Origin of the sequence: Candidatus Pantoea communis (assembly GCF_011752685.1) — a bacterium.
In the GTDB taxonomy this organism is placed as follows: Bacteria; Pseudomonadota; Gammaproteobacteria; order Enterobacterales; family Enterobacteriaceae; genus Pantoea; species Pantoea communis.
The window spans coordinates 1-13207 of the sequence record NZ_VWXC01000024.1 but is presented as its reverse complement, the minus strand read 5'-3'; the positions used below and the strand labels follow the sequence as shown (position 1 = coordinate 13207).

Here is a 13207-nt window from a genome sequence, read left to right as displayed (position 1 = left end):
GTCGGGGGTGGCCCCGCGTCAACGGGGCACCACATCAGGCGCCAAATACGCCTTGCAGATAGCGCTCAAGCGCAATGCGCGAGCTAAAACCGTGCGGAATACCGTAGTGTTCCTGGGATTCACCCATCAGATAAAGCGGGAACTGGGTGTAATGATCGCAGGTTTTCATTTCTGAGGCGGGCTCGGCAAAGTGCTGACTTTTCTCTTTCAGCGTGGGGTGAATGATCAATGCGGTGCGGCCCATGCGCGCTTCGCGATTGACGTAGACATAATTTTCACCACGACGATAACCGTAGATTTTTGGCGTCAGGGTGTCCATTTCGAACCCTGCTTTTTCCAGTACGCGCGCTACCTCATCCGGACGTAAATACATGCTTGCTCCTCTCTTCTCACAGCCCCGCAACCTTACAACAGCCCGACATACAGGACATTCGGAATTTCCCTAAAGCCTGGCATACGCCTGCGTTTAGTCACGTTTCGTCTACACTCAGTATTACTTGTTAAATCAAAGGGAGCGAAAAAATGTTTAATCGCGTAAGCAAAAACGATGACATTGATATCAATCAGGATGTAAACGAGCTGGCAGATTCGCTCGAAGCATTACTTAAATCTTACGGCAGCGAAGCCAAAGATGAAGTGGATAGCGCACGCAGCAAAGCACAGTCGCTGCTGAAGCAGACCCGCGCAAAACTGAACGGCGGCAACAGCCGCGTTTCTCAGGCAGCGCGTGACGCCAGTTATCAAGTTGATGCCTACGTGCATGACAAACCCTGGCATGGCGTGGGTGTCGGTGCAGCCGTGGGTCTGGTGTTAGGTGCGCTGTTAATGTCACGCCGTTAACCATCATTAGCGTTTAAAGAGAGCCTCGCGATTGCGGGGCTTTTTTGTGCCTGCCGCAAATGAAAGCGCACAAAATTTGACCTAAATTTTGCCTCCCTCGCCTTTACAAAAAAAATTTCGGGCCTGGAAGGTGCATGATCTCTGGTGTTAGCGTTTATCCGAAGATAAAAATACAAAATCCCTATATCTGGTGGGCTTGACCACCACGAGCACTACATCTAGTATTCAACCCATCAACTCGCTACCAGATGTCGTCAAGGACGAAGTTCGCTGCAAATAGGATTTTGCTTCGTATCTCGCATCCAGACCGCAATCAAAGGGAAATACGAATCATGCGCATTATTATTTACACTAAAAACAACTGTGTCCAGTGCAACGCGACAAAAAATGCCATGGACCGTAAAGGTATCGACTATCAGCTGATCAACCTCGATACTCAACCGGAAGCCATTGATAACCTCAAATCCCTCGGCTATCGCCAGGTGCCCGTCGTCATGACCCATGATGACCACTGGAGCGGCTTCCGCCCTGACAAAATCGCCAGCCTGCGCCAGCTCGCTGCAGTCGGGGGATAAGGCGATGTTCCCACTGGTCTACTTCTCTAGCCAGTCGGAAAACACGCACCGATTTATCACTCGTCTGGGACTGCCTGCTTGCCGCATACCGATTGATGGCAAGCAGCGCCTGCATATCGACCAACCCTTTATTTTAGTGGTGCCGAGCTACGGCGGCGGCAGTGCGCGGGGTGCGGTGCCCAGACAAGTGATTCAATTCCTTAATGATGACGCCAACCGACGCGGTATCCGCGGGGTGATTGCTGCCGGTAACCGCAACTTCGGTGAAGGCTATTGCCTGGCAGGCGACATCATTGCGCAGAAATGTCAGGTTCCTTATCTCTACCGCTTTGAGCTGATGGGAACCCCCGACGATATCGCTAATGTAAAAGCGGGAGTAACCCAATTTTGGCAACGACAGACACCCTGAACAGCACGCAGCTGGATTATCACGCGCTCAACGCGATGCTGAACCTGTATGACGCCGATGGCCGCATTCAGTTCGAGAAAGATCACGAGGCTACGCGCCAGTTCTTCCTGCAGCATGTAGAGCCGAATACCGTACAGTTCGCCTCGGCGGCCGATCGCCTGCGCTATCTGGTTGAGGAAGGCTACTATGAAGCCACGGTACTGAATCAGTACGACTTCAGTTTCCTGTGCCAGCTGCACGATGAAGCCGATGCCTGGGGTTTCCGTTTCCACACCTTCCTCGGTGCGTGGAAGTTTTACACCAGCTACACGCTGAAAACCTTCGACGGTAAACGCTATCTGGAAACCTTCGAGCAGCGCGCCTGCATGGTGGCGCTGACGCTGGCACGCGGCAACGAATCGCTGTCACGCGAATTGCTGGCAGAGATGCTCAGCGGCCGCTTCCAGCCAGCCACCCCAACCTTCCTCAACTGCGGTAAACAGCAGCGCGGCGAGTTAGTCTCGTGCTTCCTGCTGCGCATCGAAGACAATATGGAATCGATTGGGCGTGCGGTGAACTCGGCGCTGCAGTTGTCAAAACGCGGCGGCGGCGTGGCCTTCCTGCTCTCTAACCTGCGTGAATCCGGTGCGCCGATTAAGCGCATCGAAAACCAGTCGTCTGGCGTGATTCCGGTAATGAAGATGCTGGAAGATGCGTTCTCTTACGCCAATCAGCTTGGTGCGCGTCAGGGCGCGGGCGCGGTGTGGCTGAATGCGCATCACCCCGATATCTTCCGCTTCCTTGATACCAAACGCGAAAACGCTGACGAGAAGATCCGTATCAAAACGCTGTCGCTGGGCGTGGTGATCCCCGATATCACCTTCCAGCTGGCGAAAGAGAATCGCGATATGGCGCTGTTCTCGCCGTATGACGTTGAGCGCATTTACGGCAAAGCGTTCGGTGATATCAGCATCAGCGAGCTGTATGAAGAGATGCTGGCCGACGATCGTATCCGTAAGACTTACATCAAGCCGCGTGACTTCTTCCAGACGCTGGCAGAAATTCAGTTTGAGTCAGGCTATCCGTACATCATGTACGAAGACAGCGTGAACCGTCACAACCCGATTGCTGGTCGCATCAATATGAGCAACCTGTGCTCAGAGATTTTGCAGGTTAACAGCGCCAGCGAATTCTATGACGATCTTAACTACCGCCGCGTGGGCAAGGATATCTCCTGTAACCTCGGCTCGCTGAACATCGCGCATGCTATGGATTCCCGCAATCTGGCGCAGACCGTTGAAACCGCCGTGCGCGCATTGACGGCGGTTTCTGAGATGAGCGAAATCAACTCGGTGCCGTCGGTCGCGGAAGGCAATCGTCGTTCACATGCGGTGGGCCTGGGTCAGATGAACCTGCACGGCTATCTGGCGCGTGAAGGCATGGCTTATGGCTCGGAAGAGGCACTGGATTTCACCAATCTCTACTTCTACTGCGTCACCTATCACGCGGTGCGCACGTCGAACCTGCTGGCACAAGAGCGCAATCAGAGTTTTGATGGCTTTGAACAATCGCAGTACGCCAACGGTCACTACTTCGATAAGTATGTGGATCGCGCCTGGCTGCCACGCACCGCGCGTGTGGCACAGATTTTTGCCGATGCAGGCATTGCGCTGCCAAGCCAGGCCGACTGGCAGGCATTGCGCGAATCAGTGATGCAACACGGCTTGTTTAACCAGAACTTACAGGCGGTGCCGCCAACCGGTTCGATCTCGTACATCAATCACGCGACATCAAGTATTCACCCGATCGTGTCGCGCATTGAGATCCGTAAAGAGGGTAAAACCGGCCGCGTTTACTATCCGGCGCCGTTTATGACCAACGAGAATCTGGATCTCTATCAGGATGCGTACCAGATTGGTCCGGAAGCGATTATTGATACCTACGCTGAAGCCACGCAGCACGTCGATCAGGGCTTGTCGTTGACGCTGTTCTTCCGCGATGACGTCACCACGCGTGACATCAACAAAGCGCAAATTTATGCGTGGAAGAAAGGCATCAAAACGCTCTATTACATTCGTCTGCGCCAGATGGCGCTGCAAGGCACCGAAGTCCAGGGCTGCGTCTCCTGCTCATTGTGATGAAAACTATGCAACTTAAACAAATTCAAGCGATTAACTGGAACCGAATCCAGGACGAAAAAGACCTCGAAGTGTGGAACCGTCTGACCAGTAACTTCTGGCTGCCGGAAAAAGTGCCATTGTCCAACGACCTGCCAGCCTGGCAGTCGCTGGACCACCAGCAACAGCAGCTGACCATCCGCGTGTTTACCGGTTTGACGCTGCTCGACACTATCCAGAACGTGATCGGCGCGCCGGGCCTGATGGAAGACGCCATCACGCCGCATGAAGAAGCGGTGCTGTCGAATATCAGCTTTATGGAAGCGGTGCATGCGCGTTCATACAGCTCGATTTTCTCCACCCTGTGTAACACCGCCGATGTCGATGCGGCGTATCGCTGGAGTGAGGAAAACGAAGCGTTGCAGAACAAGGCGAAGATTGTGCTGGAGCACTATCGTGCCGAGGACCCGCTGAAGAAGAAAATCGCCAGCGTGTTCCTGGAATCGTTCCTGTTCTACTCCGGTTTCTGGCTGCCGATGTACTGGTCAAGCCGTGGCAAATTGACCAACACCGCTGACCTGATTCGTTTGATTATTCGCGATGAAGCGGTGCACGGTTATTACATCGGCTACAAGTACCAGAAAGCACTGGAAAAAGTTGACGATGCACGCCGTGAAGAGCTGCAGCAATTTGCCATCGATTTGCTGCTGGCGCTGTATGAAAACGAAGTGGAGTATACCGAAGCGCTGTATGCGGATGTCGGTTGGGCAGAGGAGGTGAAAACCTTCCTGCACTACAACGCTAACAAGGCGTTGATGAATCTGGGATATGAGGCGTTGTTCCCGTCAGAGCTGACGACGGTGAATCCGGCCATTCTCTCGGCTTTGTCACCGAATGCCGATGAAAACCACGATTTCTTCTCCGGTTCAGGTTCTTCCTACGTGATGGGAAAAGCCGTGGAAACCGAAGACGAGGACTGGAATTTCTAGCCTCTGGCATGTAGCACAGGGCGCGCCACAGCGCGCCCTTTCAGCGCCTTGATATTTCCCGTTCAGATTACCAAATATTCTCTCGTTATTTCCGTTTCTCACCTTCATTATTTTGTCATTTTAGCGCCATTAATTCGTCCATTATATCGCCTACATAAGCGCAATTTATTCGTGTTTCACTGAGCATTTGCCGTGAAAGCGGGTTAATTTCATAAAAAATTCAGAAAAAAATGATTCGCTCTCATCCCTTGTGAGCACTGGAATTATCGCCAATCTGCACGCACTCGCTCAGCTAAATATCCGCACCAAGGGTTGTCAGATATTCTCACTATGCTAGGTTATAGGGCGCTTAAATTTAATCGAGATCACTACAAGAAATAGCTAAACATTTAACCGGGAAATTAATTACTGCATGGCAATTAAACTCGAAGTAAAGAATTTATATAAGGTATTTGGGGATCACCCCGAAAAGGCATTTAAGCTGATTGAGAAAGGCGAAAGCAAAGAGAGTATTCTGGCGAAAACCGGTCTCTCCGTCGGCGTAAAAGATGCCAGTCTGGCCATTGAAGAAGGCGAGATCTTCGTCATCATGGGGCTCTCCGGTTCAGGGAAATCCACCATGGTTCGCCTTCTCAATCGTCTGATCGAGCCCACTCGCGGCCAGGTGATCATTGACGGTGTCGATATTGCGAAAATATCGGATGCTGAACTGCGTGAAGTGCGCAGAAATAAGATCAGCATGGTATTCCAGTCGTTCGCATTAATGCCCCATATGACGGTGCTGAATAATACCGCCTTCGGCATGGAATTAGCGGGCGTGCCGTTACAGGAACGTCAGGAAAAAGCGCTGGAAGCATTGCGTCAGGTGGGACTGGATAATTATGCTCACTCCTATCCAGATGAACTCTCCGGCGGTATGCGTCAACGTGTCGGATTAGCGCGCGCGCTGGCGATCAATCCCGATATTTTACTGATGGATGAAGCCTTCTCCGCCCTCGATCCGCTTATCCGCACTGAAATGCAGGATGAGTTGGTGAAACTGCAGGCGAAACATCAGCGTACCATTGTGTTTATCTCTCACGATCTCGATGAAGCGATGCGTATTGGCGATCGCATCGCCATCATGCAGGGTGGCGAAGTGGTACAGGTCGGTACGCCGGATGAAATCCTGAATAATCCCGCTAACGATTATGTGCGCACCTTCTTCCGGGGTGTCGATATTAGCCATGTGTTTAGCGCCAGGGATATTGCCCGTCGTAGCGCCGGCGCACTGATTCGTAAAGCGGCCGGTTTTGGCCCACGTTCCGCCATTAAACTGCTTCAGGATGAAGACCGCGAATATGGCTATGTGCTGGAGAAACAGAAATTTGTCGGCGTAGTTTCAACCGATTCACTTAAAGCGGCACTGGCTGCGGGTGAAGGTCTGGATAGCGCCCTGCTTGAGACGCCGTTAGCGGTTCCTGCGGATACCTCACTGAACGATTTGCTCTCCCACGTTGCACAAGCGCCCTGCGCGGTGCCGGTGGTCGGCGAAGAAAATCAGTACATCGGTATTATTTCCAAAAGCATGCTATTGCGCGCTTTAGATCGTGAAGGAGCCCAGTCATGAGTGAACAAACCAGCAATCCGTGGGATAGCGCCAGCCAGACCACGCAGCAACCCGCGACCACAGATTCGAGCGCGGCAGCCAGCAGTATCGATCCCTGGGGCGGAAGTAGCAGCAGCGCACCCGCCGACAGCACGTCCAGCAGCGGTTCCGCCGATGCATGGGGCGATCCTTCAGCGGCGAGCGGTGGACATGATGCTGCCAGCAGCGCAGCCAGTAGCAGTGGTTCAGCCGATGCATGGGGTGACCCATCAGCGGCGAGCGGTGGACATGATGCTGCCAGCAGTGCCGCCAGTAGCAGTGACTGGCTCAACAGCGCGCCCGCTCCGGCTCCCGAGCATTTTAATATCATGGATCCGTTCCACAAGACCTGGATCCCACTCGACAGCTGGGTGACCGAAGGCATCGACTGGGTCGTTAGCCATTTCCGCCCGGTATTCCAGGGCATTCGCGTGCCGGTCGACTATATCCTCAGCGCATTTCAGCAGTTGCTGCTGGGCATGCCCGCGCCCGTGGCGATTGTGGTATTTGCGTTGATTGCCTGGCAAATTGCCAGCCCGGCCATGGGAATCGCGACTCTCATTTCATTGATTGCGATTGGTGCTATTGGCGCGTGGTCGCAAGCGATGGTGACACTGGCGCTGGTACTGACCGCCCTGCTGTTCTGTATCATCATCGGCCTCCCGCTGGGGATTTGGCTGGCACGCAGTGAACGTGCGGCACGCATTATCCGACCGTTGCTGGATGCGATGCAGACCACACCGGCCTTCGTGTATTTAGTGCCGATCGTGATGCTGTTCGGTATCGGTAACGTGCCGGGCGTGGTGGTGACCATCATCTTTGCGCTACCGCCGATGGTGCGTCTGACCATTCTTGGCATTAAGCAGGTACCTGCCGATTTGATCGAAGCGAGCGAATCCTTTGGTGCCAGCCCGCGTCAGATGCTGTTCAAAGTACAGTTGCCGCTGGCGATGCCGACCATTATGGCCGGTGTGAACCAGACGCTGATGCTGGCGCTGTCAATGGTGGTTATCGCCTCGATGATCGCTGTGGGTGGCTTAGGCCAGATGGTGCTGCGCGGTATCGGTCGTTTAGATATGGGTCTGGCAACTGTCGGCGGCGTGGGCATCGTGATTCTGGCGATTATCCTTGATCGCCTGACTCAGTCGGTTGCCCGCGACAGCCGCAGCCGTGGCAACCGTCATTGGTATAGCTCAGGTCCTCTTGGCCTGCTGCTGCGCCCCTTCAGTAAAAAAGCCTGATTTCTATGGACGGCCCAGCGTGGCCGTCCGTCTCCGACGCAACACGTAAAATAAGGAATGACTATGCGCAAGACAGCTCTGTTCGCTGCCGTCCTGACGACGTTCGCCGCGACGCACGTGTCCGCCGCCGACCTGCCGGGTAAAGGCATCACCGTTAAACCTCTGCAAAGCACTATCGCAGAAGAAACTTTCCAGACGCTGATTGTCAGCCGCGCGCTGGAAAAACTGGGCTACACCGTTGAGAAGCCGGGCGAAGTCGATTACAACGTGGCCTACACCACCATCGCGGCGGGTGATGCCACCTTTGTGGCCGCTAACTGGAAACCGCTGCATGACGACATGTATAAAGCTGCAGGCGGTGATAACAAGTTTTACCGTGAAGGCACTTACGTTGGCGGCGCTGCTCAGGGTTATCTGATCGATAAGAAAACCGCCGAGCAGTATCACATCACCAACATCGAACAGCTTAAAGATCCGAAAATCGCCAAACTGTTCGACAGCAACGGTGACGGCAAAGCCGACATGACGGGTTGTACGCCGGGCTGGGGCTGTGAAGCGGTGATTAACCACCAGAATAAAGCCTATGGCCTGGCGGATACGGTTACGGCCAACATGGGTAACTATTCAGCGATGGTGGCTGACACCCTGGCACGCTACAAGCAAGGCAAACCTATCCTTTATTACACCTGGACACCTTACTGGCTGAGCGACGTGCTCAAACCGGGTAAAGATGTGGTTTGGCTGCAAGTGCCATTCTCTTCCCTGCCAGGCGAGCAGAGCAAAGTGGACACCAAACTGCCTAATGGTAAAAATTACGGTTTCCCGGTCAACACTATGCACATTGTGGCCAACAAAGCCTGGGCTGAGAAAAACCCGGCGGCGGCAAAACTGTTTGCTGAAATGAAATTGCCGATTGGTGATATCAACGCCGAAAACGCGGCCATGCATGCGGGTCAGGCTTCTGAAGCTGACATCAATCGTCACGTAGATGGCTGGATCAAAGGCCATCAGGCCGAGTTTGATAAGTGGATTTCTGACGCACAAGCGGCGGCAAAGTAATTCTCTTCCCTTAAAAGCGGCCTTTTGGCCGCTTTTGTTCTCAATCCCCGCACAGTTCGTGCGTTATAGCGCACTGGTACGTCCTGTCAATTAACACACCATTGAAATAATTTTTTGGGTTACTATTAACCACAAATGATTATCTACGCCTTTCTTCCGCCATGAATGCTGCTAAATCGAGACTTATCTCTGCAATGCCTGAGGTTAAATTCTCTCAACGAATGCAATTCATCATTTTAGCTGGTACGGTATTGGTGCCGGAATTGTTACGATTAAGTTAATTAAACCATTGATTTCGTGATGTAATGCGTTCAGCTAAAGTGTTTAGAAAGCGTAAAGACCAACCCAATCACGTGAGTGAGACTATTCATTGATGATTGAGTTTGTTATGGTTAGCAGCACAGTTATTCACCAGAGTTATTTTTTCTCGCGAAATTATTTTTTCTTAAAAATATTTCACGATGTGAATTGATGACAATGTAACCATCCTGCGTGGCACGTTGTCAGGGCGAAGCGCCCAGGGTTATGGAACGACCTGGAACGCCAGATGTTGACAATGTGATCGTGCGAACAATCACTGGCGGAAAATATGACTACGCTTAATCTGTCACCATCCTTACTATACCAGTTGCAACTAAGAGGTTTTTTTTAAAATGGAAAGTTCGTTTACTCCCATTGAACAGATGCTGAACATCCGTGCTAACCGCCATAAAGATTTTCCGTTGCAGGAAATCATCCTGACTCGTCTGTGCATGCATATGCAGGGAAAACTGCTGGATAACCGCAACAAGATGTTGAAGGCGCAGGGAATTAACGAGACCTTATTCATGGCGCTGATTACACTTGATGCGCAAGAAAACCAGAGCATCCAGCCTTCAGAACTGAGTTCTGCGCTGGGTTCCTCACGCACTAATGCAACACGTATTGCCGATGAGCTGGAAAAACGCGGCTGGATCGAGCGCCGCGAGAGCGATAATGACCGTCGCTGCCTGCATCTGCACCTGACAGAGAAAGGTAACGAATTCTTACGTCAGCTGCTGCCACCGCAGCATCAGAGTCTGCAGTACCTGTGGTCTTCGCTCTCTACATCCGAGCAGGATCAGCTGGAAGCGATTACGCGTAAGTTGCTTAACCGTCTTGATAAAATGGATGAAGATCAGGTTATCGCTTCCCTGTCGCGCTAATAGCAAGAAGTGCGACACAATCACCTTCCGAAATCGCTATTTTAATCCCCTTTTATCCGGCCAGCGTCTTATACGCTGGCTTTTTCGACTCGGGAAACCGTGTTGATGGATCAACACAGCCCGGCTAAATGGAAAACGTGGAGAACAACATGAGTGCGACCGCGGAAGCGCAAAGCCCGCAACAGCCAGCGAATAAAAAGAAGAAGCGCAAAGGTGTGCTGATCCTGCTGGCTATCGTGTTTGTATTGATTGGGGTGGCGTATCTGGCCTACTGGTATTTGGTGCTGCGCCATTTCCAGGAAACCGATGACGCCTATGTGTCAGGTAATCAGGTGCAGGTGATGGCACAGGTTTCCGGCAGCGTGAATAAAGTCTGGTTCGATGACACTGACTTCGTGAAAAAAGGCGATATTTTGGTGTCGCTGGATAAAACCGATGCGGAGCAGGCGTTTGAAAAAGCGCAGACTGCACTGGCCACCAGCGTCCGCCAGACGCATCAATTGATGATCAACGGCAAGCAGTATCAGGCCACCATCAAGCTGCAACAGACCGCGCTGGATCAGGCTGAAGCCGATCTGAAACGTCGTGAGCCGCTGGGTGCATCAAACCTGATTGGTCGTGAAGAACTGCAGCACTCACGTGATGCCGTGGCCACGGCGAAAGCGCAACTTGATGTCGCCGTGCAGCAGTACAACGCGAACCAGGCGATGATCCTGAACACCGATCTGGAACAGCAACCCGCCGTCAAACAAAGCGCGGCTGAACTGCGTGATGCCTGGCTGGCGCTGCAGCGTACCGATATCCGTAGTCCAATGGATGGCTATATTTCGCGTCGTAGTGTTCAGGTCGGTTCGCAGATCTCCACCAGCACGCCGCTGCTGGCGGTAGTGCCTGCCACGAATTTGTGGATTGATGCCAACTTCAAAGAAACGCAGCTTTCCGGCGTGCGCATCGGTCAGCCCGCTACCGTAATCAGCGATATTTACGGTGATGACGTGGAGTATCGCGGCAAAGTTGTCGGTCTGGATATGGGCACCGGCAGCGCCTTCTCTCTGCTGCCGGCGCAGAATGCGACAGGTAACTGGATCAAAGTGGTTCAGCGTTTACCGGTGCGTATTGAGCTAGACCCGCAACAGGTGGCCGAACACCCGCTGCGTATTGGTCTCTCCACCTTAGTCAAAGTGGATACCCAGAACAAAGACGGGGCCACACTGGCCAGTAGCGTGCGTCCACAAGCGGCGTATGAAAGTAACGCATTGGCAATCGACCTCGCGCCGGTTAACAAGCTGATTACTGATATCGTTCGTGCCAACGCCGATTAATTCCGCGGGAGGCTGTGATGGCACAAAAACCGCTTGAAGGTGCGCCGTTAGTCCTGATGACCATCGCCTTATCATTGGCGACGTTTATGCAGGTTCTCGACTCCACCATTGCTAACGTGGCGATCCCAACGATCGCCGGTAACCTTGGTGCCTCGAACTCACAGGGCACCTGGGTGATTACCTCATTCGGGGTGGCAAATGCCATCTCGATACCGATTACCGGTTGGTTAGCCAAACGTATCGGTGAAGTGAAGCTGTTTACCTGGTCGACCATTCTGTTTGTACTGGCCTCATGGGCCTGCGGCATGTCAGAAAGTCTGGAGATGCTGATCTTCTTCCGTATCATTCAGGGTGTGGTTGCCGGTCCATTGATTCCGCTGTCGCAAAGTTTGCTATTGAACAACTACCCGCCGGCCAAGCGCAGCGTGGCCCTCTCGCTGTGGGCGATGACGGTGATCGTAGCTCCGATCTGCGGCCCGATTCTCGGCGGCTGGATCAGTGATAACTACCACTGGGGTTGGATCTTCTTTATCAACGTCCCGATTGGTGTGGTCGTCGTCGCGCTGACTCTGCAAACCCTGCGAGGACGCGAAACCAAAACCGAGATCCGCCCGATTGATATCGTCGGTCTGGTGCTGTTGGTCGTGGGGATTGGTTCGCTGCAGGTGATGCTCGACCGGGGTAAAGAACTCGACTGGTTTGGCTCCACGGAAATCATCGTACTCACGGTAGTCGCCGTGGTGGCGCTGGCAGTGTTGTTGGTGTGGGAGCTAACGGACGACCATCCGATTGTCGATTTGTCGCTGTTTAAAAAGCGCAACTTCACCATCGGCTGTTTGTCGATCAGCCTGGCTTACATGCTTTACTTCGGCTCGATCGTGTTGCTGCCCCAGTTGCTGCAGGAGGTATACGGCTACACCGCCACCTGGGCAGGTTTGGCGTCAGCGCCGGTCGGCATCATTCCGGTGATCCTGTCGCCGATCATTGGTCGCTTTGCCCACAAGCTGGATATGCGGCGATTGGTGACCTTTAGCTTTATCATGTACGCGGTGTGCTTCTACTGGCGTGCGTATACGTTTGAGCCGGGGATGGATTTTGGTGCGTCGGCATGGCCGCAGTTTATTCAGGGCTTTGCCGTGGCGTGCTTCTTTATGCCACTGACCACCATTACGCTGTCAGGGTTGCCGCCAGAGCGTATGGCAGCAGCATCGAGCCTGTCGAACTTTGTGCGTACGCTGGCCGGTTCAATCGGTACGTCGATCACCACCACCATGTGGACGGATCGCGAATCGATGCATCACAGCTATCTGTCTGAATCGGTGAATCCATTCAACCCGAATTCGCAGCAGATGTATGACCAACTGCAAAGCATGGGCATGACGCAGCAGCAAGCTTCAGCCTACATTGCACAGCAAATTACCAACCAGGGCCTGATTATCTCAGCGAATGAGATCTTCTGGGCATCAGCGGGAGTATTTTTGATCTTGCTGGTTCTGGTGTGGTTTGCACGTCCGCCATTTGGCGCGGGCGGCGGTGGCGGCGGCGCGCACTAAACAGTAGAAACAAAAACGGGCCCGAAGGCCTAATGCCAGTCAGTTAAGCCTGACTGGCATTTTTTCTTCTTGCTGTCGGATATTTATAGGGGCTCTCTTTCACCACCCTTGGGAACGAGCGCTCCCGTCGTCCCGGCAGTCTGACCATCTCTGCTATCGAACTTACGTCCTTTACCAGTTCCGGAATTCGCCCAGGCGAAGCGCCTTCGAGTGTCCAGAGCAGCTTCATCACCCACGCTGTCGATTCCCTGAAGCTGAGCTGGTTAGGCCAGTATCCCTTCAGCGTTGAGGCCATTCTTATCATCTGATATC

At 53.1% G+C, this 13207-nt stretch carries 12 protein-coding genes and 1 pseudogene; 11 read left to right on the top strand and 2 right to left on the bottom strand.

Annotation, left to right across the window (positions count from 1 at the left end; genetic code table 11):
* Nucleotides 1–34 precede the first annotated feature (34 nt).
* Complete coding sequence (locus tag F3J37_RS23580; protein ID WP_034825485.1) at nucleotides 35–373, bottom strand: DUF2002 family protein; 339 nt, start codon at nucleotides 371–373, stop codon at nucleotides 35–37.
* Nucleotides 374–522: 149 nt separating this feature from the next.
* Here F3J37_RS23580 and F3J37_RS23575 point away from each other — a divergent pair, with 149 nt between their 5' ends.
* From F3J37_RS23575 to emrB, 11 genes are all read left to right on the top strand, one after another.
* A complete protein-coding gene (locus F3J37_RS23575) occupies nucleotides 523–840 on the top strand; it encodes a DUF883 family protein (protein ID WP_058959185.1) in 318 nt (105 codons plus the stop codon).
* Nucleotides 841–1172: 332 nt separating this feature from the next.
* Nucleotides 1173–1415, top strand: coding sequence for a redoxin NrdH (locus F3J37_RS23570; RefSeq protein WP_038645282.1), 243 nt, complete (start codon nucleotides 1173–1175; stop codon nucleotides 1413–1415).
* 4 nt (nucleotides 1416–1419) lie between these two features.
* Entirely contained in the window at nucleotides 1420–1824 is a 405-nt protein-coding gene (nrdI, locus tag F3J37_RS23565; RefSeq protein WP_166936190.1) for a class Ib ribonucleoside-diphosphate reductase assembly flavoprotein NrdI, read from the top strand.
* Entirely contained in the window at nucleotides 1803–3941 is a 2139-nt protein-coding gene (nrdE, locus tag F3J37_RS23560) for a class 1b ribonucleoside-diphosphate reductase subunit alpha (protein WP_160869403.1), read from the top strand. Before nrdI ends, nrdE begins: the two co-directional genes overlap by 22 nt.
* Before the next feature lie 8 nt (nucleotides 3942–3949).
* Nucleotides 3950–4909: a class 1b ribonucleoside-diphosphate reductase subunit beta gene (nrdF, locus tag F3J37_RS23555; RefSeq protein ID WP_038649925.1), complete on the top strand. Its 960-nt coding sequence runs from the start codon at nucleotides 3950–3952 to the stop codon at nucleotides 4907–4909.
* Nucleotides 4910–5321: 412 nt separating this feature from the next.
* Complete coding sequence (gene proV / locus F3J37_RS23550; RefSeq protein WP_166936187.1) at nucleotides 5322–6518, top strand: glycine betaine/L-proline ABC transporter ATP-binding protein ProV; 1197 nt, start codon at nucleotides 5322–5324, stop codon at nucleotides 6516–6518.
* Entirely contained in the window at nucleotides 6515–7777 is a 1263-nt protein-coding gene (proW, locus tag F3J37_RS23545) for a glycine betaine/L-proline ABC transporter permease ProW (RefSeq protein WP_166936185.1), read from the top strand. Before proV ends, proW begins: the two co-directional genes overlap by 4 nt.
* 63 nt (nucleotides 7778–7840) lie before the next feature.
* Nucleotides 7841–8836: a glycine betaine/L-proline ABC transporter substrate-binding protein ProX gene (gene proX, locus F3J37_RS23540; RefSeq protein ID WP_034825474.1), complete on the top strand. Its 996-nt coding sequence runs from the start codon at nucleotides 7841–7843 to the stop codon at nucleotides 8834–8836.
* Nucleotides 8837–9489: 653 nt separating this feature from the next.
* A complete protein-coding gene (mprA, locus tag F3J37_RS23535) occupies nucleotides 9490–10020 on the top strand; it encodes a transcriptional repressor MprA (protein ID WP_034825472.1) in 531 nt (176 codons plus the stop codon).
* A 149-nt stretch (nucleotides 10021–10169) separates the two neighbouring features.
* Nucleotides 10170–11342 carry a multidrug efflux MFS transporter periplasmic adaptor subunit EmrA gene (emrA, locus tag F3J37_RS23530; protein WP_160869395.1) on the top strand — a complete coding sequence of 391 codons (1173 nt, stop codon included), beginning with the start codon at nucleotides 10170–10172 and terminating at the stop codon, nucleotides 11340–11342.
* 14 nt (nucleotides 11343–11356) lie between these two features.
* Complete coding sequence (gene emrB / locus F3J37_RS23525; protein WP_141399025.1) at nucleotides 11357–12895, top strand: multidrug efflux MFS transporter permease subunit EmrB; 1539 nt, start codon at nucleotides 11357–11359, stop codon at nucleotides 12893–12895.
* Between the two features lie 43 nt (nucleotides 12896–12938).
* Here the strand turns inward: emrB and F3J37_RS28045 are convergent.
* Nucleotides 12939–13207: pseudogene (locus F3J37_RS28045) on the bottom strand (IS4 family transposase); the annotation flags it as partial.

Bases quoted from the DNA above. Each gene is read 5' to 3' on its own strand.
- F3J37_RS23570 (WP_038645282.1), top strand. From the start codon at position 1,173: ATGCGCATTATTATTTACACTAAAAACAACTGTGTCCAGTGCAACGCG.
- proW (WP_166936185.1), top strand. From the start codon at position 6,515: ATGAGTGAACAAACCAGCAATCCGTGGGATAGCGCCAGCCAGACCACG.
- emrA (WP_160869395.1), top strand. From the start codon at position 10,170: ATGAGTGCGACCGCGGAAGCGCAAAGCCCGCAACAGCCAGCGAATAAA.
- nrdI (WP_166936190.1), top strand. From the start codon at position 1,420: ATGTTCCCACTGGTCTACTTCTCTAGCCAGTCGGAAAACACGCACCGA.
- nrdF (WP_038649925.1), top strand. From the start codon at position 3,950: ATGCAACTTAAACAAATTCAAGCGATTAACTGGAACCGAATCCAGGAC.
- proV (WP_166936187.1), top strand. From the start codon at position 5,322: ATGGCAATTAAACTCGAAGTAAAGAATTTATATAAGGTATTTGGGGAT.
- F3J37_RS23580 (WP_034825485.1), bottom strand. From the start codon at position 373: ATGTATTTACGTCCGGATGAGGTAGCGCGCGTACTGGAAAAAGCAGGG.
- F3J37_RS23575 (WP_058959185.1), top strand. From the start codon at position 523: ATGTTTAATCGCGTAAGCAAAAACGATGACATTGATATCAATCAGGAT.
- proX (WP_034825474.1), top strand. From the start codon at position 7,841: ATGCGCAAGACAGCTCTGTTCGCTGCCGTCCTGACGACGTTCGCCGCG.
- mprA (WP_034825472.1), top strand. From the start codon at position 9,490: ATGGAAAGTTCGTTTACTCCCATTGAACAGATGCTGAACATCCGTGCT.